The 20,980-nt window shown below is 69.4% G+C and carries 21 protein-coding genes; 8 read left to right on the top strand and 13 right to left on the bottom strand.

The window, feature by feature from the left end:
- Positions 1–3: 3 nt before the first annotated feature.
- Entirely contained in the window at positions 4–252 is a 249-nt protein-coding gene (locus BJ981_RS13240) for a hypothetical protein (RefSeq protein WP_184611253.1), read from the bottom strand.
- Between the two features lie 165 nt (positions 253–417).
- A complete protein-coding gene (locus BJ981_RS13245; protein ID WP_184611255.1) occupies positions 418–1,521 on the bottom strand; it encodes a LacI family DNA-binding transcriptional regulator in 1,104 nt (367 codons plus the stop codon).
- A gap of 220 nt (positions 1,522–1,741) precedes the next feature.
- Here BJ981_RS13245 and BJ981_RS13250 point away from each other — a divergent pair, with 220 nt between their 5' ends.
- Positions 1,742–2,341 (top strand): TetR/AcrR family transcriptional regulator, encoded by a 600-nt coding sequence (locus BJ981_RS13250; protein ID WP_239139733.1) that lies wholly within the window; start codon positions 1,742–1,744, stop codon positions 2,339–2,341.
- A gap of 435 nt (positions 2,342–2,776) precedes the next feature.
- Here BJ981_RS13250 and bldC read toward each other — a convergent pair whose 3' ends face one another.
- Complete coding sequence (gene bldC, locus BJ981_RS13255) at positions 2,777–2,980, bottom strand: developmental transcriptional regulator BldC (protein ID WP_013133571.1); 204 nt, start codon at positions 2,978–2,980, stop codon at positions 2,777–2,779.
- 321 nt (positions 2,981–3,301) lie between these two features.
- Positions 3,302–4,180 carry a DUF8083 family protein gene (locus BJ981_RS13260; protein WP_184611259.1) on the bottom strand — a complete coding sequence of 293 codons (879 nt, stop codon included), beginning with the start codon at positions 4,178–4,180 and terminating at the stop codon, positions 3,302–3,304.
- Between the two features lie 246 nt (positions 4,181–4,426).
- Between BJ981_RS13260 and BJ981_RS13265 the strand changes: the two genes are divergently transcribed.
- Both BJ981_RS13265 and BJ981_RS13270 read left to right on the top strand, forming a co-directional pair.
- A complete protein-coding gene (locus BJ981_RS13265; protein ID WP_184611261.1) occupies positions 4,427–5,530 on the top strand; it encodes a Leu/Phe/Val dehydrogenase in 1,104 nt (367 codons plus the stop codon).
- Positions 5,531–5,680: 150 nt separating this feature from the next.
- The gene (locus BJ981_RS13270) at positions 5,681–5,902 is read left to right on the top strand and encodes a DUF3073 domain-containing protein (protein WP_184611263.1); all 222 of its coding nucleotides are present in this window, start codon (positions 5,681–5,683) and stop codon (positions 5,900–5,902) included.
- Between the two features lie 278 nt (positions 5,903–6,180).
- Here the strand turns inward: BJ981_RS13270 and purM are convergent, their stop codons facing one another.
- Both purM and purF read right to left on the bottom strand, forming a co-directional pair.
- Positions 6,181–7,233 carry a phosphoribosylformylglycinamidine cyclo-ligase gene (gene purM, locus BJ981_RS13275; RefSeq protein ID WP_184611265.1) on the bottom strand — a complete coding sequence of 351 codons (1,053 nt, stop codon included), beginning with the start codon at positions 7,231–7,233 and terminating at the stop codon, positions 6,181–6,183.
- Positions 7,230–8,666: an amidophosphoribosyltransferase gene (gene purF, locus BJ981_RS13280; RefSeq protein WP_184611267.1), complete on the bottom strand. Its 1,437-nt coding sequence runs from the start codon at positions 8,664–8,666 to the stop codon at positions 7,230–7,232. The genes purM and purF overlap by 4 nt, the downstream gene beginning before the upstream one ends.
- A 195-nt stretch (positions 8,667–8,861) precedes the next feature.
- On the opposite strand from purF, the gene BJ981_RS13285 reads away from it, so the two are divergent.
- Positions 8,862–9,509, top strand: coding sequence for a DUF4190 domain-containing protein (locus BJ981_RS13285; RefSeq protein WP_184611268.1), 648 nt, complete (start codon positions 8,862–8,864; stop codon positions 9,507–9,509).
- 53 nt (positions 9,510–9,562) lie between these two features.
- Here BJ981_RS13285 and BJ981_RS38085 read toward each other — a convergent pair whose 3' ends face one another.
- The gene (locus tag BJ981_RS38085; RefSeq protein WP_239139734.1) at positions 9,563–10,000 is read right to left on the bottom strand and encodes a sterol carrier family protein; all 438 of its coding nucleotides are present in this window, start codon (positions 9,998–10,000) and stop codon (positions 9,563–9,565) included.
- Between the two features lie 128 nt (positions 10,001–10,128).
- On the opposite strand from BJ981_RS38085, the gene BJ981_RS13295 reads away from it, so the two are divergent.
- A complete protein-coding gene (locus tag BJ981_RS13295) occupies positions 10,129–12,219 on the top strand; it encodes a PhoX family protein (protein WP_204070712.1) in 2,091 nt (696 codons plus the stop codon).
- Positions 12,220–12,968: 749 nt separating this feature from the next.
- Here the strand turns inward: BJ981_RS13295 and BJ981_RS13300 are convergent.
- Positions 12,969–13,457, bottom strand: coding sequence for a hypothetical protein (locus BJ981_RS13300; protein ID WP_184611274.1), 489 nt, complete (start codon positions 13,455–13,457; stop codon positions 12,969–12,971).
- 858 nt (positions 13,458–14,315) lie between these two features.
- Here BJ981_RS13300 and BJ981_RS13305 point away from each other — a divergent pair.
- Together BJ981_RS13305 and BJ981_RS13310 are read left to right on the top strand one after the other, a co-directional pair.
- Positions 14,316–15,374: a helix-turn-helix domain-containing protein gene (locus tag BJ981_RS13305; RefSeq protein WP_239139735.1), complete on the top strand. Its 1,059-nt coding sequence runs from the start codon at positions 14,316–14,318 to the stop codon at positions 15,372–15,374.
- 11 nt (positions 15,375–15,385) lie between these two features.
- Positions 15,386–15,970: an HD domain-containing protein gene (locus BJ981_RS13310; protein WP_184611276.1), complete on the top strand. Its 585-nt coding sequence runs from the start codon at positions 15,386–15,388 to the stop codon at positions 15,968–15,970.
- A gap of 81 nt (positions 15,971–16,051) precedes the next feature.
- Here the strand turns inward: BJ981_RS13310 and BJ981_RS13315 are convergent, their stop codons facing one another.
- On the bottom strand, positions 16,052–16,603 hold the full coding sequence (locus BJ981_RS13315) for an AAA family ATPase (RefSeq protein WP_184611277.1): 552 nt from the start codon (positions 16,601–16,603) through the stop codon (positions 16,052–16,054).
- A gap of 40 nt (positions 16,604–16,643) precedes the next feature.
- Complete coding sequence (locus BJ981_RS13320; protein ID WP_184611278.1) at positions 16,644–17,033, bottom strand: winged helix-turn-helix transcriptional regulator; 390 nt, start codon at positions 17,031–17,033, stop codon at positions 16,644–16,646.
- Between the two features lie 131 nt (positions 17,034–17,164).
- Between BJ981_RS13320 and BJ981_RS13325 the strand changes: the two genes are divergently transcribed.
- On the top strand, positions 17,165–17,812 hold the full coding sequence (locus BJ981_RS13325) for an NADPH-dependent F420 reductase (RefSeq protein WP_184611279.1): 648 nt from the start codon (positions 17,165–17,167) through the stop codon (positions 17,810–17,812).
- Positions 17,813–17,819: 7 nt separating this feature from the next.
- Here the strand turns inward: BJ981_RS13325 and BJ981_RS13330 are convergent, their stop codons facing one another.
- The 3 genes from BJ981_RS13330 to BJ981_RS13340 all read right to left on the bottom strand — a co-directional run bounded on the left by BJ981_RS13330 (position 17,820) and on the right by BJ981_RS13340 (position 20,960).
- Positions 17,820–19,574, bottom strand: a complete 1,755-nt coding sequence (locus BJ981_RS13330) for an MFS transporter (protein ID WP_184611281.1) — start codon at positions 19,572–19,574, stop codon at positions 17,820–17,822.
- 124 nt (positions 19,575–19,698) lie between these two features.
- Complete coding sequence (locus tag BJ981_RS13335) at positions 19,699–20,178, bottom strand: MarR family winged helix-turn-helix transcriptional regulator (RefSeq protein ID WP_184611283.1); 480 nt, start codon at positions 20,176–20,178, stop codon at positions 19,699–19,701.
- A 221-nt stretch (positions 20,179–20,399) separates the two neighbouring features.
- A complete protein-coding gene (locus BJ981_RS13340) occupies positions 20,400–20,960 on the bottom strand; it encodes an RICIN domain-containing protein (RefSeq protein WP_184611285.1) in 561 nt (186 codons plus the stop codon).
- Positions 20,961–20,980 lie beyond the last annotated feature (20 nt).

Here is a 20,980-nt window from a genome sequence, read left to right on the forward strand (position 1 = left end):
AGATCACCAGGCGGGCTCGCCGAGATCCTGCCGCTGGAGCAGGGCGGCCAGCTCGCGGGCGTCCTCGGCGTCCAGGCCGAGGACGACGCGGGGGCGTCCCCAGGGATGGTCGATCGAGTGGGCGACATAGCTGGCGACGGACTCGGTGGTCCCCTCGTCGTCCTTGCCGCGGGTGGCCCGCCAGTGCGCCCAGGCACGTTCGAGCTCGGCCGCGGCGCGCTGGGCGCACGACACCAGTTCCGGATCACGCATGTCCAACCCCCAGGTCAGGCACCGGCCGCCTGGCCCGGCGGGCATCGCCTGCCCGCCCGCCGCCCCCACGACAAGCGAGCGTCCCGGCTAAGGTCCGGCACGCCGGAGGGCCGGCGCCATGGCACGAGTCAACACGGGCGCGGCGCCGATCCCGTGCATGTTGACCTACCCTTGGGGATCACTTGGAGCCGGGCCGGTGCTGTGCCGCACGACCAGCTTTGGTGTGACCTGCCGTAATCTGCCCACCTTCGCGGGGTCGCCGATGCGGTCGCTCAGCAGCGCCGCCGCCGACCGCCCCATGGCCCTGCGGGGCTGGTCGAGGCTGGTCAGCGAGATGTGGTGGACGGCGGCAAGGTGCGTGTTGTCGTACCCCACCACCGACAGGTCCTCGGGGACGCGCAGTCCGAGCTCGCTCGCCGCCACGAGCACCCCGAGGGCGACGACGTCGTTGGCCGCGAAGATCGCCGTGGGCCGGGGGTCACGTTCCAACAGCGCGCGTGCCGCCCGCCTGCCGCCTTCTTCGGTGAAGTCGCCGTGCTCGACCATGATGTGCGGCGCCAGCCCGTGCCTGCGCATCGCCATCAGGTATCCGTCGCAGCGGAACCGCGCCGAGGACGAGGGCGTGCCCTCGATGTGGGCGATGCGCCGGTGCCCGAGCTCGACCAGGTGGTCGACCGCGAGCCTGGCGCCGAGCTGGTCGTCGTCCACGACGATGTCCACGCTCTCCAGCTCGACGTCGCGCTCCCCGACCACCACCGTGGGGGTGTAGGCGGCGGCCTCGGCCAGCGTCTCGCTGGAGGGGGCCACGCCGAGCAGCACGAGGCCGTCGACCCGGAGCTCCAGGAAGGCCTCGACGGCCTCCTCCTCGAACGCGGGGTCCCAGCGCCCGCTCCCGATCAGCAGCCGCAGCCCGTCACCGTGCAGGCTCTCCTGGAGTCCGTCCAGGAACTCGGCGTAGAAAGGGTTGTGCAGGTCGGCGACCAGCGCCCCGACCAGGTGGGTGCGGCCTTCGACCAGGCTGCGCGCCACCGCGTTGGGCCGGTAGCCGAGCTCCCTCGCCGCCTGGAGCACCGCTTCGCGGCGGTGTTCGCTGACGTGCGGGGACCCTCGCAGCACCAAGGACACCAGCGACTTTGAGACGCCCGCGCGTTCTGCAACGTTCCGAATCGTCGGCCGGGGACGCGGTCCGTGCGCGTCGCCGAGCACGTGCTCGGCCGGGCCGACCTCGGATCGGTACCGGGCGGTCGTCTGGATGGACGGTCCTGACATGGTTCTCCCCACGCTGAGTGGATGTGCACCTGTCAGACCAAACGATCGAGTCGCGCGAAGGGTACGGGTGTTTGTGCGCCTCGCTGGATGGTCCTCGGGGCCGCCCTTATTGGGCACGCCCTCAGATAGTGTGCGGATTGTGGGTGCGACATCAAGGGCCCCAGGTGAGCGCGAAGATTCGGGTAGGGGTGGCACGCGCCGGGCACGTCGCCGGCTGAGCGTGGACCGCCGTCGCGAGGAGTTGTTGGCCGCGGCGCTGGAACTCTTCAGCAAGTACGACGCCGAGGACGTCTCGATCGACGACGTCGCCGCGGCGGCGGGCGCGTCCCGGGCGCTGGTGTACCACTACTTCGGGGGAAAGCAGGAGCTGTACGTCGCCGCCCTGCGCAGCGCGGCGGTGGAGCTGGAGGCGCGGCTCCGTCCGTCCGGGGACGGCGCGGTGATCGAGGAGCTGCGGGCGGGCCTCGCCCGGTACTTCGACTTCGTGGAGGACCACGCGGCGGGGTTCGCGGCCCTGCTGCGCGGCGGCCCGGCCAACCGCGCCGGCGAGGTCGGAGAGATCATCGAGGGCGTCCGGCGGCGCCTCGTCAAGATGATCATGGGGCGGATGCGCGTCGACGACCCGAGCCCGGCGCTGCGTGTCACGCTGAGGTCCTGGATCGCGTGCGTCGAGACGGCGGGCCTGGACTGGCTGGAGAGCCGCGACGTGGACCGCGGGGTGCTGGAGCGCCTGCTGGTGGAACAGATGGTGGCCCTGCTCGGCGTGGCGGCCCGCCATGACGGGCGTGTCGAGGGGCTGGTCGCCGACTTCGGACGGTGACCGCCGCGAGGGTCACCCGCCGTGACGCCGCCTCCGGAAGGCGATCCGTGACGCTTTCCCGCGAGGTGTGGCGTGGTGGTGACGTCTTCGTACCGCCGCGGCCGGTCCGGCCGCGGGTGGACATCCGCGGCACGCCGCCCCGGGCGGCGGATAGGGCCACCGTGCGGTGGAGGCCCTAGATCCGTTATCCACCGGGACTGTCCGCATGGCTTCTGTGGGCCGGCGCCGGGCGGGCGGCGCCTCCCACGCCAATCCCCATGACCTTGTCGCGACGTTCGCGGCGTTGGCGATGTCCGCGACCCTTGGACGTACGGCGGGACGTTGCCCTCCGTCATCCCCGGGACGCCCCCACGCGGCCATGGGTGTGGTGGACGCGCTCACATACGGGACGCGAGCGCGCCGGTTCTCCCCCCTAGGTCCTTGACGGTTCCCGCGTCACTCCGAACGCTGCTGCGGGATGCCCGCGAGCAGCGCACGGACCTCGGTCTCCCGGTACCGCCGGTGACCGCCAAGGGTGCGGATGGACGTCAACTTGCCCGCCTTCGCCCACCGAGTAACGGTCTTGGGGTCGACGCGGAACATGGTGGCGACCTCCGCCGGGGTGAGCAGTGGCTCGGCCTCGGGTGTACGAGCTGACATTTGTGCGGCCTCTCCTCCGTGGACCGGCGACAGCGATCCTGCGACTTGTGTTGGCGCTTGTCACGGATGTCCCGCAATGATCCAGTTCGTACGGATTTTTCTGGACCGTATGCGGTATCACCCGATGTGACCATACAGCCACGTAGAGCGATTGGCGAGCCCTCAAAGTACAACGCCTTGTCCACGGGTTGATGTCACGCTCGGTGATTCTAGCGACACGTTTCGTGGTATCGCAGTGAAAACGGCAAACTACTCAGTTCGCAGAAGCGAGCTGGTGACTCCCGTTACCTACTTTTGCAGGTCACGTGCATGATTTGCGGTTCAGTTCGCCGATTCGAGGGCTTGTATTGACTTCCAGCGCACGATCACGCGCTGATACATGGCGTAGGCCAGTTCTTCTTGACCCGTGTCCAACCCGGTCAGCGCGGCCGCCAGCTCGGCCGCGGACTGGTCGGCCTGCAGCGTGGCGTCGTCCATGACGTGGACCAGGCCGCCGTAGTCCAGCTCGACCAGCGAGTGCGGGTGGAACTCCTCCAGCCAGCGCCCCACTTCCTCCACCTCGGCCAGCGCGCCGACCTCGCCCGCGTGCCTGCGGATCACGGCGAGCGCACGCGCGACCCTGCGCCTGGCCTGCGCCATCGACGTCACGTACAGCAGGTTGCGCGCCGGGGCCGTCGTGGTGGGCGCGGACGGCTCGGCCGCCGGCTCCTCACGGTGACCGAGGACGAGCCACCGCTCCGCCGAGTCGAACGGCACGAACCACGACGTCGGGACGTGCCACGTGCTCGTGCGGATGTGGGTGCGCAGCGACGCGGCGCCGCCCTTCTGCTTGAAGCGGTCGAAGTCGTCGGCCGTCTGCTCGGCGATCGCGCGCGGCACGAAACGATCGGCCAGCTTCAGCGGCGTGGCGCCCCGGAACCGGGCGAAGGCCAGCCAGGACCTGAGCCTGCTCTCCCACGGGCAGACGTACAGGGTCTCCTCGATGCGCCGCAGGTAGGCGTTGGCGCTCTCGGCGCCGGGCGCCGGCATCGGGGGCACGCCGAGAAGCCGCCTGACGGCCTCCGCGTGCTCGGCCTCCAAGGCGAAGGCGCGGCGCGGACGGTCCTTGCTGTCGGCGTACGCCGCCCAGAAGGTGCGCTCACGTTCGGTGAACGCGGACAACGGCTCGTAGACGCGGAGATAGGCGGCGTAGGGCAGCACATCTCGAATGGTGCCATGGAGCGGCGAGCCGACGCGAGCGCGCCGGGATCACCACGTTCAATGGCGCGGCGGCCCGTTCCTGAGCGTGCGGGGCCGTGCCCGCGGACGGCCCCGCACCGCCCGATGGATGGGATATGGGGTCCAACGCGTGGACGATCATGGTCCTGGCGTGGTCAGCTGGATATGGTGGTTTTCCAGGATTCGCCGCGATGAGGCGGCGGACGAAATGGACCGGGAGTCACCACCGTGACCGACGTCTTCGGGCCGTCCCACCAGGACACGGGCCCCTCGATCGGACAGGCGAGACACGAGCAGGTCGTATTCTGCTCCGACGAGCGCAGCGGCCTGCGCGCGATCATCGCCATCTACAACACCGCCCTCGGCCCCGGGCTCGGGGGCACCCGCTTCTACCCCTACGAGAACGAGCAGACGGCCCTCGCCGACGTGCTCAACCTCTCGCGGGCGATGGCGTACAAGAACGCGCTGGCCGGGCTGGACCTCGGCGGCGGGAAAGCCGTGATCATCGGGGACCCGGCCAAGGACAAGAGCGAGGCGCTCCTGCGCGCCTACGGCCGCTTCATCCAGTCCCTCGGCGGCCGGTACTACACCGCCTGCGACGTGGGCACCTACAGCGAGGACATGGACGTCATCGCGAGGGAGACCTCCTACGTGACCGGGCGCACCCCCGCGCACGGCGGCGCCGGCGACTCCTCGATCTGCACCGCCTTCGGCGTCTTCCAGGGCATGCGGGCCTCCGCCCGGCACGTCTACGGCTCCCCGACCCTGCGCGGCAGGCGCGTGGGCGTGGAAGGTGTCGGAAAGGTCGGGTACCGGCTGGTCGATCACCTCCTGGCGGACGGCGCCGAGGTCGTGATCTGCGACGTCAACGCCGAGGCCGTCGAGCGCGTGCTCCAGGCCCACCCGGGGGTGGAGGTCGTGGCGGACACCGCGGCGATGAAGCGGGCGGACATCGACGTGTACGCGCCGTGCGCGCTGGGCGGCGTGCTCGACGACGAGGCGGTCACGACGCTCCGCGCGAAGATCGTCTGCGGAGGGGCCAACAACCAACTCGCCCATCCCGGCGTGGAGAAGCAGCTCGACGAGCGGGGCATCCTTTACGCTCCGGACTACGTAGTCAACTCCGGGGGCGTGATCCAGGTGTCCGACGAGATCGAGGGCTTCAACATGGACCGCGCCAGGGCAAAGGCGACGCAGATCTTCGACACGACGCTGAAGATCTTCTCGATCGCCGAAGAGGAAGGTGTTCCACCAGCGGCGGCGGCCGATAGGCTGGCCGAGCGCAGAATGTCGGAAGTCGGTCGGCTTAGGGGTATTTGGCTGGGCCGCTGACTGTGGACGCCCATACGGCGTACCGAGAGGCGCGCAAAACAGGTACGGTTGTAGGCGAACGAGAGCTGACGCCGGAAGTCAGGCGGCATCAGCGCGTGATGCGTTAGCGACGAGGGGTCGGGCACGACCCCGCATGAGGGGGTCGAGCCGATGGGGCGCGGCCGAGCCAAGGCCAAGCAGGTGAAGGTTGCTCGCCAGCTCAAGTACAACAGTGGCGGCACCGATCTTGACCGTCTTCGCGAGGAGCTCGGAGTCAATCACGACTCCAACCGACACGATGTGGACGCCGTCGACGATGAACTGGCCGATCGGTACGCCGATTACGCCGACATCGACGACGACGAAGAGGACGACAGGTCTCGTCGCCGGTAGGCGATTTTCGGGTTGACGCCGGTAGGCACCCGGTAAGCGATGGCTTGCCGAGTGCCTCCTTCGCGCGCCTGAAGAGCTCCTTGCCATCCCTGATGGCAAGGAGCTCTTCGTCGTGCCCTGAGGCGTCCGGCGCTCCCGAGGGCAGGCCGACGGCCCCGGCGTGGCGTCCACGCCGGGGCGGTGAGGGGAGGCCGGGCGATGTGACACGGGAGCATGCACTCGCACCGGGTGCGAGGCACAGGGCTCCGTACCGGCCCGGCGGCCGGAGCCCGTGCCCGTCAGCTCGTGAATCGGGCCTGCCCTGAACCCGGCACGATCTCGCCCAGAATCCAGGCGTCCTGCCCGCGCTCGCGCAGGAGCCGCAGCGCCGGATCGGCCGCCTCCGCGGCCACGATCGCGCACATGCCCACGCCGAGGTTGAACGTGCGGTCCATCTCGGCGGCGGGCACCCGCCCGTGCCCGGCGATCACCTCGAAGATCGCCGGCGGCGTCCACGACCCCCGGTCGAGCAGGGCGTCCACCGTGCCCGGCAGCGAGCGCGCCAGGTTCGCCGCGAGCCCGCCCCCGGTGATGTGGGCGAACGCGTGGACCTCCACGCGGCGGGTCAGCTCCAGGCAGTCGAGCGAGTAGATGCGCGTCGGCTCCAGCAGCTCGTCGCCGAGACGGCGGCCGAGCTCGGGAAGCGAGACGTCCAGCGCCAGGCCCGCCGTGCGCAGCACGTGCCGTACCAGCGAGTAGCCGTTGGAGTGGACCCCGGACGAGGCCAGGCCGAGCACGACGTCGCCGGCGCGCACCCGGGCCGGCCCGAGCAGCTCGGAGGCCTCGACGACCCCGGTGCCCGCGCCCGCGAGGTCGTACTCGTCGGGACCCATGGCGCCCGGATGCTCGGCGGTCTCGCCGCCCACCAGCGCGCACCCCGCCAGCCGGCAGCCCTCCGCCACCCCGCCGACGATCTCGGCGACGCGCTCGGGGACCACCTTGCCGCAGGCGATGTAGTCCGTCATGAACAGCGGCTCGGCCCCGCAGACCACCAGGTCGTCGACCACCATGCCGACCAGGTCGATGCCGATCGTGTCGTGCCTGCCGACGGCCTGGGCCAGCATGACCTTGGTGCCCACCCCGTCGGTCGAGGTCGCGAGCAGCGGCCGCTTGTACCGCAGGAAGGCCGAGGCGTCGAACAGCCCCGCGAACCCGCTGGCGTCGTCCACCACCTCGGGCCGCCGCGACCGCGCCACGCGCTCCTTCATCAGCGCGACCGCGCGGTCACCCGCCTCGATGTCGACGCCCGCCGCGGCATAGCTCGCCCCGGAGGCCTCGTTCCCGCCGGTCACGCCTTGGCCTCGAGGACGAACTTGCCCACGTTGTCGCGGTCGATCGGGATCGGATACGTGCCGTTGAAACAGGCCCGGCACAGGCGGTCGGCCGGCAGCGTGGTCGCCTCGGTGAGCCCCTCCAGCGAGATGAAGCCGAGGCTGTCGGCGCCGATGGACTCGCGGATCTCTTCGACCTCCTTCGACCCGGCGATCAGCTCCGCCTTGGTGGCGAAGTCGATGCCGTAGAAGCACGGCCACGACACCGGCGGCGAGGAGATGCGCACGTGCACCTCGGTCGCCCCGGCCTCGCGGAGCATCTTGACGATCGCCCGCTGGGTGTTGCCGCGCACGATCGAGTCGTCCACGACGATCAGGCGCTTGCCCGCGATCACCTCGCGCAGCGGGTTCAGCTTGAGTCGGATGCCGAGCTGGCGGATCGTCTGCGACGGCTGGATGAACGTGCGGCCGACGTAGGAGTTCTTGACCAGCCCCTGGCCGTAGGGGATGCCGCTCTCCTCGGCGTAGCCGATCGCGGCGGGCGTCCCGGACTCCGGGGTCGGGATCACGAGGTCGCCCTCGATCGGGTGTTCGCGGGCCAGCCTGCGGCCCACCTCCACCCGGGTGGCCTGCACGCCGCGCCCCGCGATCGTGGTGTCGGGGCGGGCCAGGTAGACGTACTCGAACAGGCAGCCCTTCGGCTCGGCCAGCGCGAACCGGCGGGAACGCACGCCCCGCTCGTCGATCCTGAGCAGCTCGCCCGGTTCGATCTCGCGCAGGAACGTGGCGCCCACGATGTCCAGCGCCGCGGTCTCGGAGGCCACCACCCAGCCCCGCTCCAGCCGGCCGAGGACCAGCGGGCGGATGCCCTGCGGGTCACGGGCGGCGTACAAGGTCTTCTCGTCCATGAAGACCAGGGAGTAGGCGCCCTTGACCTTGGGGAACAGGTCGGCCGCGGCGTCCTCGATGGACGTGCCGGGGTCGCGGGCGAGCAGGGAGGTGAGCACCTCGGTGTCGGTGGTCGCCCGGATGGTGCCCGCGGGGAGGCGGGCCATCAGCTCCGGGGTGTTGATCAGGTTGCCGTTGTGGGCGAGCGCCAGCCCGCCGCCGTCACTGGAGCTCAGCGTCGGCTGCGCGTTCTCCCACACACTGGACCCCGTGGTGGAGTAACGGCAGTGCCCGATCGCCAGGTGCCCGCGCAGCGTGCCGAGCACTGACTCGTCGAAGACCTGGGCCACCAGGCCCATGTCCTTGTAGACGAGGATTCTGCTGCCTTCGCTGACCGCGATGCCCGCGGACTCCTGTCCGCGGTGCTGCAGCGCGTACAGCCCGTAGTAGGTGAGCTTGGAGACATCCTCCCCAGGGGCCCACACTCCGAACACTCCGCAGGCGTCCCGCGGTGCGTGGTCTTGAGGGTCAAGGTCATGTCCGAGCCGGCCGTCGCCCTTTAGCACGTGCTTCAGTCTAAGTTGGGCTTCTCCCTGCACGGTAATCCGGGTGTGGCCAGGGTTCGCCAAGGTCGTCCCAGCAAGCGCGCTCCCGCCGGTCGCGGGGCGAATTTCCGTGTCTTTGGTCGTGCCGGGCGCGCGTGCGGCGAGGATCACAGGGAAGGCTTGTGATCAGGCATGCCCAGGTCGAAAGAGCGGACCGTGACGACATCTGGCGATCCGAACGACTCCCGCGGGTGGGACGACCCGCAAGGCCGCCAGGACGGGGGCGGATCCACCTCCGGCGGCCGTCCCCCGAGTGACCAGCCCCCGCACGGCCAGGAGGGGCGGCCGCCCGGCGGTGAGCCGTACGGCCAGACGCCCGGCGGCGGGCCCCCGTACGGCCAGACGCCCGGCGGTGGACCCCCGTATGGTCAGACGCCCGGCGGCGGACCCCCGTACGGCTGGCCGCCCCCAGGGGAGGGCCCTCCCGGCGGTCAGCCGCCTCCGTACGGCCCGCCCCCCTACGGCGCCGGCTACGGGCAGCCGCCGAGCGCCCGGGGCGGGCTCGGCACCGCGGCGCTGGTGCTCGGCATCGTCAGCCTGTTCCTGCTGCTCATCTGCGGCCTCGGCGTGCTCACGGCGATCGTCGCCATCATCCTCGGCATCATCGCCGTGGCGCGGAACGCCAACAGGGGGCGCGGCATCGCCGGCATCGTCCTCGGGGTGTTGACGATCGTCCTGGCGATCATCGGGTTCACCTGGTTCTACAGCAACTTCGAGGAGTGTTTCGGCCTGCCGACACAGGCCGAGGCCCAGCAGTGCGTGGAACGCAAGCTCGGAGTGAACGTCCGGTCACCCTCCCCGTGAACCACCCCCGCCCGTCCGCCCCGGGAGGCTCCGCCCGGGCGGGCGCACCGGGGTCACAAGGGGAGGTACTCGGACAGGTCGGCGCGGGTGCCGCTCGCGCTGATCTTCCCGGCCTCCATGGCGTCGTCCCAGGTGAGACGGCCCGTCGCCAGCTCCAGCCACGTACGGGGATCGGTCTCGACGACGTTCGGGGGAGTGCCCCGCGTATGCCGGGGGCCGGGCACGCACTGCACCGCCGCGTACGGCGGCACGCGCACCTCGACCGTACGCCCGGGCGCCTTGTCGGCCAGCCGGTCCAGCGACGCCCGTACGGCGAGTCGCGCGAGATCCTTCTCCGGGCGCAGCCCGCGCGCGTAGAGTCCGAGGATCACCTGGACGGCGGCGTCGGGGGCGGCCTGGGGAGGGCCGTCGTAGGGGTGCTCGCCCAGCTCGGCGAGCTGGGAGTCCAGCGCGGCGCGGATGCGTTCGGGGTCGATCTTGCGTGCGGGCACGCCATCTATCCTGCCCGGCGCCCGGCCCGCGACGCGTTCATCCCGCGGGAAGGCGTCGTTCACCTCTCGTTGTGGTGGCGGCCGTACGGTCCGGACGAGGAACCTGTCGGACGATCTTGGAGGGTCCAGTGGCGAATCCCTCGCCGCGCAGAACGCTGCCGTTGATCTCCGTCCCCCGCACGGGCGGGCGGGACGCGATGACATGCCGGTTCCGGTGTGGCGACGCCTGCGCGCACGAAGTGCCGAACAGCAGTGAGAATCCCTATTTCCAGGACATCCTGACCGACGTGCTGTCGCGCAGGGGCGCGCTGCGGGCCGGCGCCCTCGGCGCCCTGGTCGCGACCGCCGGCGTCACCGGAGCCGTGGCCGCCGTCCCCGCCCTCGCCGACCCCGGAGACCCCGCCCCCGACGCCCAGACCTTCGGCGGGGGCCACGAGAGGGGCGGCCTGCGGTTCACGCCCGTCGCGCCCAACTCCGCCGACGCCCTCACCGTCGCCGACGGCTACGCCTCCGCGGTCGTCGTCCGCTGGGGCGACCCCGTCCTCCCCGACGCCCCGGCGTTCGACTTCGACAACCAGACCGCGGCCGCGCAGGCCAGGCAGTTCGGCTACAACTGCGACTTCGTCACCTTCTTCCCGCTCGGCCGCGAGCGCGGCCTGCTGTGGGTCAACCACGAGTACACCGACGAGAACCTCATGTTCCGCGGCTGGACCAGCGGCGACACCGTCCCCCTGGAGCAGATCAAGATCGGCCTCGCCGCGCACGGCGGGTCCGTCGTCGAGATCGAGCGCGAGGGCCGCACCGGGCAGTGGAAGCTCGTCACCCGCGGCCGCCGCCGCTACAACCGGCGCGTCACCGCCCAGACCCCGATCCGGATCTCCGGCCCGGCCGCCGGCTCGCCCCTGCTGCGCACCGCCGCCGACCCGCGCGGCGTCACCGCGTACGGCACGCTCAACAACTGCGCGGGCGGCACCACCCCGTGGCGCACCGTGCTCACCGGCGAGGAGAACTGGAACCAGTACTTCGTCGGCGGCAACGGCGTCCCCGAGGCCCAGAAGCCCTACCTCACGCGCTACGGCGTCAGCACGACCGTCGCCATCCCCGCCGGCAACCGGCGCTTCGACCGCGTCGAGGAGCGCTTCGACCTCGCCAAGCACCCCAACGAGATCAACCGGTTCGGGTGGGTCGTCGAAGTCGACCCGTTCGACCCCGACGCGCGCCCCGTCAAGCGCACCGCGCTCGGCCGCTTCGCCCACGAGGGCGCCACCACCACCCTCACCCGGGACGGCCGGGTCGCCGTCTACATGGGCGACGACGGGCGGTTCGAGTACATCTACAAGTTCGTGTCGGACGACCGCTACATCCCCGGCTTCGACCGGCACAACCGCGACCTTCTCGACGAGGGCACGCTGCACGTGGCCGTGTTCACCGGCGACAGCCCGGCCGCCGAGATCGACGGCACCGGCAAGCTCCCCGCCGACGGCGGCTTCGACGGCACCGGCAAGTGGGTGCCCCTGGTCAGCGGCAAGAAGTCCTTCGTGGACGGCATGACCGCCGAAGAGGTCCTCGTCTACACCCGCGTCGCCGCCGACAAGGCCGGCGCCACCAAGATGGACCGCCCCGAGGACATCGAGCGCAACCCCGTCAACGGCGCCATCTACGCGGCCCTGACCAACAACACCAACCGGACCGCCGCCAACGCCGACGAGGCCAACCCGCGCGCCTCCAACCGCCACGGCCACATCCTGGAGATCGCCGAGGACCGGAACGACGCGGGCGCCAGGACCTTCCGCTGGGCCCTGCCCCTGGTCTGCGGCGACCCCAACGACCCCGGGACGTACTTCGCCGGGTACGACAAGACGAAGGTCTCCCCGATCTCCTGCCCCGACAACGTCACCTTCGACGCCGAGGGCAACCTGTGGATCGCCACGGACGGCAACGCCCTCGGCAAGAACGACGGCCTGTTCGCCGTCCCGCTCGCCGGCCCCGAGCGCGGCCACGTCCGCCAGTTCCTCACCGTCCCCTACGGCGCCGAGACCTGCGGCCCCCTCATCAGCCCCGACCAACTGAGCGTCTTCGTCGCCGTCCAACACCCCGGCGAGATCACCGGCGCCACCCCCGACAACCCCGCCAGCCACTGGCCCGACGGCGGCACCACCCAGCCCCGCCCCTCCGTAGCCGTCGCCTGGCACAAGCAGGGCAAAAAGATCGGCTCCTGACCCAGAAGCCAAAGCACCCCGCCAGGGGCGAGCCCAGCCCAAAGAGCCTCACCCTCGCCCCTGGCACCATTCCACCCAGTGGAGCGCGCCGCCCGAGAAAAGGTCCTCCCCTCCGGGCCCTGGGGGCCCTCCGGCTCGGGCTGTGTTTTCCTAGGAGGCTTCGCCCCCTCACCCCCAGTCGGAAGGCTCCCCCTCTAACTCCTGGCTTCCTCGTCGCCTCGCGTTCACGTGACCCTTCTGGAACGAGGCCGATTCGCCCTGAAAGGGAGGGGATGTGCGCACGTCCCAGAACGGTCCTCGCCTCCGGGCCCTGGGGGCCCTCCGGCTCGGGCTGTGTCTTCCTAAGAGGCTCCGCCCTCCTCCCCCTGCTCGAAGGGCTGCCGCCCACTCGCACTCGCGGCTTCCAGGCCGTACCTGAGATCTCGGTATCCGAGCCGGTCCCTCGGGGCGGCTGGAGGGCGATCACCGGGCGCGCCCCAGAATGATCAGTTCCCATAGGTCCGCAATCGGCGCATACCGCATCCGGGACGTCTGCACTCTGACCCCACAAGGGCCGATCCTTTCGACGTACCCGCGCCCGCCTGCCGCGATCAGGTAATACACCTCGTCCCTGCACTCGCAGGTCCATCGCAGAACCCTGCGCCGGTCCTCGGCCGCGACGGCGGGCTGCCAGACGATCGACTCACAGCCAGGCTGCGGTTCAAGGACATGGATCCCATGTCCAGCACTACCCTCCGTCGCCTTCATGGTCACCGCGCTTCTCCGGGCCTCGCACGGCCAGTGACGACGGCGGCGCAGCCGTCGCACATCATCGGTCCCGGCGTCCAGATCACCCGAGACCCGGAGATGTCCGCGACCCTCGCCTCGACCCCGCATGCCGCTTCGGCATTGACATGCGGCACGGCCACACTCCAGGCCACGGCATGCTCGACCCGAGACGGAACCACGTACGCCACCGCGTACAACTGCCGCTCAGCACCACCGTCCCCCGCGCTCCCGGAGACTTGAAACTCGCCCAGAACGGCTGTTTCCCACCCTCGAAAGCGCCACCCCGCCGCGCCCGGAAAGTAGCCCCCGACCGAGATCCGCGCCCGAGGACCCAGCCCGTAGGGGTCAGACCACTCGTTACCGCGCTCGACCTGTTCCAGTCCTCTCTCGCTGGAGCCATCCCCGCTCGTGCCGAACTCGTCGGTGTCGGGGCCGTCCTCGCTCAGGCCATCGGTGCCCGGGTTGCTCACGCGACCCACTCCCGTGGCCATCCGCTCGAGGCCGCCGAACCGTTTTCGGCCTCATGCATGAGCTCACGCAACTCTTCGGCCGTCCGCGCCTCCACCCTCACCGGCTCAGCAGACCACCAGGTCCCGATCGCTACGAACTGCCGCGACCCGACCCCGTAGAACACGAACCACGCCGGCTCTGACCGATCCAGCTCTGCTGCGGCGGCCCTCTTGGACAGGTCCCACCGTCGTGGCGTCACCGGCTCTGGCGGTGTGCCGATCCGATGCCGTCCTACGTCGCGACTCATGCCGCGGCCTCGCTCCGCCTCGGCTCCGGCGCTTGCGGGATGGTGGGAGGCATCCGCTGACTCTCTCGCCGGTACGGGCTGCGGGGCGCGTCTCGAATTTGCGGCGGGTGCCGAAAGCACCGGCAGTCGAGCGTGTGGGACGAAGCATCTTCGTAGTCGCAGGTCCGAAGGTATCCAGCAGTCTGCTGGCTTCCGATCCATGGCTTGCTCATAGCCACATCTCCCGCGTGTGTTCAAAGTCCAACCCGGCGTTTGCGCCGACCTCTTACGTGGCCCAACACAGATTGCACAGAGTTGCCTTGGAAGTCCGATTTGTCTTTCGATAACGACCCATGTGATCGTGGGTTCCGAAGTACCATCTCGATGCGATCAATTGTCGGAACGTCCGCTGCCGCCTGTCTGGGTGGTGCATGCCGACAAAACGCTAGGACCAGCACCGGGCTTACAGAACTGACCGGCGGTACGAGTACAGGCGGCGGTGATCAGCTCCATGGCGCAACAGGGCAGGACAACCCTCACTAGTAGTCGGGGAAGTGCCGAACACGGCCGCGAGGGAAGAATCTCCGGCTACGTGCTCAAGGTCATCCGTGAATCGATCGGACTAACTCAGGAAAGTCTGGCTGAGCAGCTGATGATAGATGTCACCAAGATTCAGGGATGGGAGTCCGGCCGCCGACCGCTAATGGCGGTATCTGTGAGCAACTATCTCTCGCTGCGGCATTCCCTTCTCCGGCTTGGCGTTGGCTACCGTTTGCTGGCAGAACTTGACAACGCGCTCGAAGCGGACAGGCTCATCGGTTACGTGCTCAGCGTCGAGCCCAAGAAGGATGATCTCCAGAAGCATCCACTGGCCTGTTGGGTGATCACACGTCCATTTACCGATCTTGTCGCGTGGCCATTCACCAAGACGGCTCCGATGCCTGTAGCCGAGCGGATCAGAAGTATTGGTCGCCGTGGCCCCGTATCTGTAGCACCGTTCCTTCCCTCGGATGAGCGAGCTCAGTTTTTCGAGCGCCTCAAGATGGCGGCTGAGCTCGCTGATGTCGACAAGATAAGCGGGATGCTTCTACGTCGTCAGGCGCACTATGTGGCCGCCTTCGATGATGGGTGTGACACCGCCGAGTGGGTTGCGGGTATGCAACGTGCGGAGGAGTGCAGGATTGCACGCGTACGCGATTGGACGCCCTCTTGGGCGGTCGTTCGTTCCGGCGCTCACACCATGGCAAGGCTTGGAGATCGGACGGTTCTGCAGCATTTCATCCGCACGCGTCTGGCCGATGACGTCTGTGAATCGGCGAACCTGAACTACTGGGCTTACTGGCTCGGCGAGGTCGGCGAGCAGCAGCCGGCGGATACTTTTATGGTAGAGATGCGTCTGAACGCATGGCGCGGAGTCACGCTACTGCGACATTTGATCGGGAAGCTGTACTCTGAGAATCCCTACGTTGACGTAGTCATCCACACACTGTGGGCACTGATCATGCTTCGCCCCTCCACACTTGATCTCCAAGCCGCAACCGAGTTGAATCAAGCCGCCGGTCGCGTGCTGGACGAAGCTGTGGTGTCGCCGCAGTCGCAACGGGAGATTACAGAGATCATGTACGTGCTACGCGTGATCGATAGCAACTGAAGGGTGAGCGTATGCCTGACGAGCTGACCAGGCTCATGTGCTTCCTGTACGAAATCGGCCTGCTCAAGCGCTACAAGCGCACGGGGTGGCTGGTCGCCGGGGTGCGAGATCCGGAGAGCATCGCTGACCACTCCTTTCGGGCCGCGATGATCGCGGTGGTCATCACCGCTCTCGAAGGAGGCAACGTAGAACGTGCGGCACTCCTGAGTCTCCTGCACGATACTCAGGAGACACGGATTACCGACATTCCCTACGTCGGCAAGCGCTACCTGAAGACGACACCGAATGAAGTGGTCACGGAAGACCAGTTGAGAGGTGTTCCGGAGCAGGTGAGGGCGATCATCGGCGCGGTGGTCGGCGAATACGAAGAGAAGGAGAGCATTGAGGCCATCTGTGCACGCGACGCCGACAAACTTGAGTGTTTGATGCAGGCCATTGAGTACAGAGAACAGGGAAATCAGAACACCCAACCCTGGATCGACAGCTCTCTGGCCGCTCTCAAAACCCCATCCGCCAAGCGCCTTGCCGAAGAGGCGCTACGTACAGGCTCTATCGAGTGGGTGACTCGCATCCTGGACACAGACGGGAGTGCCTGAGCTCGAATGGTGACGCTCGTTCGTGCGAGCTGACTAACAGGACGACAGGTTAATTTCCGCTGAAGGCAGCCGGGGCATGTCTCAGGTGTTCGCGAGGCGAGAGATCGCGGTTCGGATCGTGGTTATGCGGTCTGGAAGGAGGCCGGCGGGGATGTCGATGAGGTTGTAGCCGAAGGCTTGGTAGGTCTGTTCGTGGAGGTGTTCGAAGGTCAGGGAGTCTTCGAAGGTGATCTGGCGGGCGTTGGTGGGTTCGCAGAAGCCCAGGTTGCGGATGAAGAAGACGTGGGGGGCGTAGATCCGCTCTCGGGTGATGCGGTCGATCTCGCTGGACAGGGTCGGGGGGATCGGGTGGCCGACGTAGGTGCTGAGGGCGTGGGTGCAGATGGGGGAGCGGTCGAAGAACTGGATGGATGCGGCGGTTGCGTTCGAGTCCTCTTGTCGACGGCGTTGCAAGGCCACGATCTTTTCGATGAAGGCCGGCCGGGTCCACGGTTCGGCGTCGCCGTGTGCCTGTTCGGCCGCGATGATCGCTGTGGCGGCCTCCTCGACCGTCGCGTATCCCAGCGTCGCCAGCCGTCGCAGGATCGTGGTCTTGCCGGAGCCCGGGGTGCCGGTGAGGATGTAGCGCTTCATGGTCGTCTGGTCGCCTTTCGGACGGGGCGCGGCGTCGTGGTCATTCGATGGGGGATGGTGGCTGTTTCGCGGCCCTTTCCTGGGCGTCGAGGAGGTCGTCGGCGTGGTCGAGGGTCCAGCGGGCGAGGGCGTTCATCGGGCCGTCCACCAGGCTCTGTCCCAGCTCGGTCAGGGCGTATTCGACGCGCGGCGGGGCCTCGGGGTATGCCTGGCGGCTGATCAGGCCATTGGCGAGCAGGCGGTGTAGCGCCTGGGTCAGCACTTTGTCGCTGATGCCGCCGATCGCGACGCGCAATTCGCGCCGTCGATGCGGGCCGAGGGCGAGGGTCGCCAGGACGACGGGATCCCAGGTGTGGGTGAACAGGTCGGTGGCGATGCGCAGGCGACAGTCCGCCACGAACTCGTCACGACCGGCGTAATGATCACTCATGTCGTGTGGCCAGTATCGCCCGCTCGTCGCGCACCGATCGGTGCGTATCGGCCCTTCTACTGTAGCCGCCGGACGATCAGCCGGTGCGCCCCGTGTGCGCAACCGTGGGCTGGAGCGGAAGGGGGACGGAGATGCGGATCGGGATTCTCGGGACGGGGACTCTGGCGGCGGCGTTGGGGGAGGGGTGGGCGCGTGCGGGGCATGAGGTGGCCATCGCGGGGCGGTCCACGGACAGGGCGCGGGCGCTCGCGGACCGGCTGGGGCCGGCGGTGTGCGCGGTCACGCCGCGTCAGGCGGTCGCCGGCCGTGACGCGGTGCTGCTCGCCGTGTCGTGGGACGGGGTCGAGGACATGCTCACAAGGGCGGGGGCGCCTGGGGGCTCGCTGGAGGGGACTCCGCTGATCGATCCCACGAACGCCGTCGAGCACGGCGTGGGCGTGCTGCTCACCGCGCCCGGCGACTCGATGGCGCGGCGCATCGCGGGGCTGGCTCCGGGGGCGCGTGTCGTGAAGGCGTTCCACCTGTTCCCGGCCGAGCAGTGGACCAGACCCCCGCGCCCGGGAGAAACCCCCGTGACGGTGGCGATGTCCGGCGACGACCCGGACGCCCTGCGCGTCGCCGGCGAGCTAGCCCGTGCCGTGGGCGCGGCACCGGCCGTCCTCGGGTCGCTCGATCGTGCCCGCCAGCTCGAAGAGGTCGCGGGCTACGTCATCGGCCTGGCCTTCGCCGGCACCGACCCCGGCGCCACCATTCCGCGCGTGCCGTCCCCGGCCGCGTGAATCCGCGTCACGAAGAGGGCGCCCCCTGCGGTTCCGGATCCGCTTCGCCGGTCGGCGTGGCGGTGGCGAGCTCGGCGTCCGGGCGTCGCGAACGGCCGCGCAGTGCCGAGGCGATGGCCGAGATCACGGCCATGCCCGCCGCCACGCTGAACACGATCACGAGACCGTCGTGGAAGGGGCCGGAGACCAGTTGGGGGAAGTAGCTGAAGCCCGTCAGCGCCTCGCGCTGGTCGGCGGCGAGCCGGGAGAGCGTGCCGGGGCCGAGCAGGTGCTGGATCGGGTTCTCGCCGAGGAACGTCGCGAACAGCGTGCTGACGGGCGGCAGCGAGGCCACGTGGTGCGCGGTCTCGGCGGGCACGCCGTGCGCCTGGAGCCCGCCGCTCAGCGTGGACGGCAGGGACGAGGCGAGGCCGGAGACCATGAGCGAGAAGAAGACGCCGATGGACAGCGCGGTCCCGGAGTTCTGGAAGGTGGCGCGCATCCCGGACGCCACGCCGCGGTACGCCGCCGGGACGCTTCCCATGATCGAGGACGTGTTGGGCGCCGAGAACATGCCCTGGCCGAAGCCGTTGACCAGCAGGAGGAGCGCGAACACGCCGTAGTCGAAGTTCACGGGCAGCAGGAGCAGACCGACGAACGAGCACGCGACGACCACAGGCCCGGCCGTCGAGAACAGCCGGGCGCCGAACCGGTCGGACATGTAGCCCGACAGCGGGCCGGCGATGAGGAAACCGCAGGTCATCGGCAGCATGAAGATGCCGGCCCACAGGGGTGTGTCCTCGAACTCGTAGCCGTGCAGGGGCAGCCAGATGCCCTGGAGCCAGATGATCAGCATGAACTGGAGACCGCCCCGCGCGATCGCGATCAGCAGCGCGGCCAGGTTGCCCGCCGCGAACGCCCGCACCTTTAACAGCGCGAGCCGGAACATCGGCTCCTTCAGGCGCGTCTCGATGACGCAGAACACCACGAGCAGGAAGACGCCGCCGAACAGGCCGCCGAGCACCACCGGGTTGCCCCAGCCGGTCGCGCCGCCGCCGTACGGCTGGATCCCGTACGTGATCGCGGCCAGCAGGGCGCCGGCGCCCGCCGCGAACGTGATGTTGCCGAACCAGTCGATCCTGCCGCCACGACGGCCGGACGCGGTCTCGCGCAGGCTCAGGTACGACCAGATCGTGCCCGCCACGCTGATCGGCACGCTCACCCAGAACACCGCGCGCCAGTCGATGACGGCCAGCAGGCCGCCCGCGAGCAGGCCGAGGAACTGCCCGGCGAGCGCGGTGATCTGGTTGACGCCCAGCGCCATGCCGCGCTGGCGGGCCGGGAACGCGTCGGTCAGGATGGCGGCGGAGTTGGCGGTGAGCATGGACCCGCCGAACGCCTGGACGATGCGCCACAGGATCAGCCACAGCGCGCCCGCGCCTTCCCTGAACGGGTCGAGCGACAGGGCGATGGACGCGCACGCGAAGATCAGGAAGCCGAGGTTGTAGATCCTGACCCGGCCGAACATGTCGCCGAGCCTGCCGAGGACCACCACGAACACGGCCGACACCAGCAGGTAGCCGAGGATCATCCAGAGCAGGTAGCCGATGTTGCCTGGGGCGAGCGGGTCGAGCCCGATGCCGCGGAAGATGGCGGGCAGCGAGATGATCACGATGGAGCTGTCGAGGGTGGCGATCAGCACGCCCAGGGTGGTGTTGGAGAGGGCGATCCACTTGTAGCCGGGGCCGACGGGAGCGTCTCTCAGGCGCTGGGTGCGCGTCATGCGTCGGCCCTGTCCTGTGGGCGGTGCCTGTCCTGTCCTCGGGCACTGCCTCGTTCGCGGTCCCGGTCGTGTTCGTGGTCCCTGCCGAGTTCGCCGTTCCCGGCCTGTCTGCCGCCCTCGCCGCTCACAGGCGCTCGGCCAGCCGGTCGAGCAGGGAGACGGCGGACGCCAGCGTGTGCCGCTCGGCGGGCGTGAACTCCGCGCCGAGCACTTCCGCGAGCCGTCGTTCGGACTCGGAGCGTCGTTCGGACAGCACGCGGCGCCCCTCGTCGGTGATCGTCATGATCGCGCGCCGCCCGTCCGCGGCGTCCTGGCCGCGCCGGACGAGGCCGCGCTCCTCCAGTGAGGCCAGCGTGGTCGCCATCGCCTGAGGGCGTACGCGCTCCAGTTCGGCGAGGGATCCGGGCGAGTCCGGGCCTTCCGCGAGCCGGGCGAGCACCGACACCCCGGAGATCGTCACATCCCCGACGGCGTGCGCCTGCCGAAGCCGGCGCGCGATGCGGGCGATGGCCACCCGCAGATCCGAGCCGAGCTGGGCCGCGTCGTCAGGTGTGGGGGGATTGCCGGTTTCTAAGGGCTTTCCTGCTGGTTCGTCCAACTCCATGGATAGTAACAATAGACTTATTAGTTAAGGAAACATACCTCGATTTCGCCTGAGACGTAGGGGATGCGGCGCCGGCCGGATCGGAGGGCGAGGGGGATACGCGCCTGCCTTGTGTGTTTCGCCGGCCTGTCGGACGGGTCGGCCGAGGCGTGGCTCCGGCGTGCCGGGCGGGCGCCGGCCGGGGACGTGGTCGGCGGCGCTCGCCCGGGCGGGGCAGGGGACTACCAGGTGGCGCCGTCGGCGAGGAAGCGCCACAGGCGGTCGTTGCTGTTCTGGTCGCGGTCCAGGTAGAGGGTGTTCCAGCTTCCGGAGCCCTGGTAGACGGCGAGGGTGATGGCCAGGCCAGGCGAGCTCTTGGGGCGGATGCTGAACCAGTTGGCGCCGGCGCCGCCGGTCTCCTCCCAGCGGTACGTCCAGTTCTGCGCGTCCGAACCGTCACACGTGCGGACCACGATGGTGTCGCCGGCCTTCGGGGCCGCGGTCGAGGGTTGCAGGCACTTGCCGGTGTAGACGTTCTTGATCACGATGCTCTCGTCGGGGTTGCTGGTGTACGTCCACTTGACGCTCTTGTACTGCCAGCCGGGGGAGCGCAGCGAGATGATCTGGGCGCCCTCGCCGAGGCTGTCGGACAGCACGGCGACGCGGCTGCCGTCGGTCCGGTTGATGAGCCGGCGCTCGTCGGCCGCCGTCCCGGCGTGCGCCGTGGGGGTCGTCGCGCCGAAGACGCCCGCGGAGGTCAGCGCCAGGGCGGAGCACGCGAGAGCCCGCTTCGTGAAGGCCATGTACTGGCACCCTTCTTGTC

The sequence above is a fragment of the Sphaerisporangium krabiense genome (assembly GCF_014200435.1).
GTDB classification, from domain to species: Bacteria; Actinomycetota; Actinomycetes; order Streptosporangiales; family Streptosporangiaceae; genus Sphaerisporangium; species Sphaerisporangium krabiense.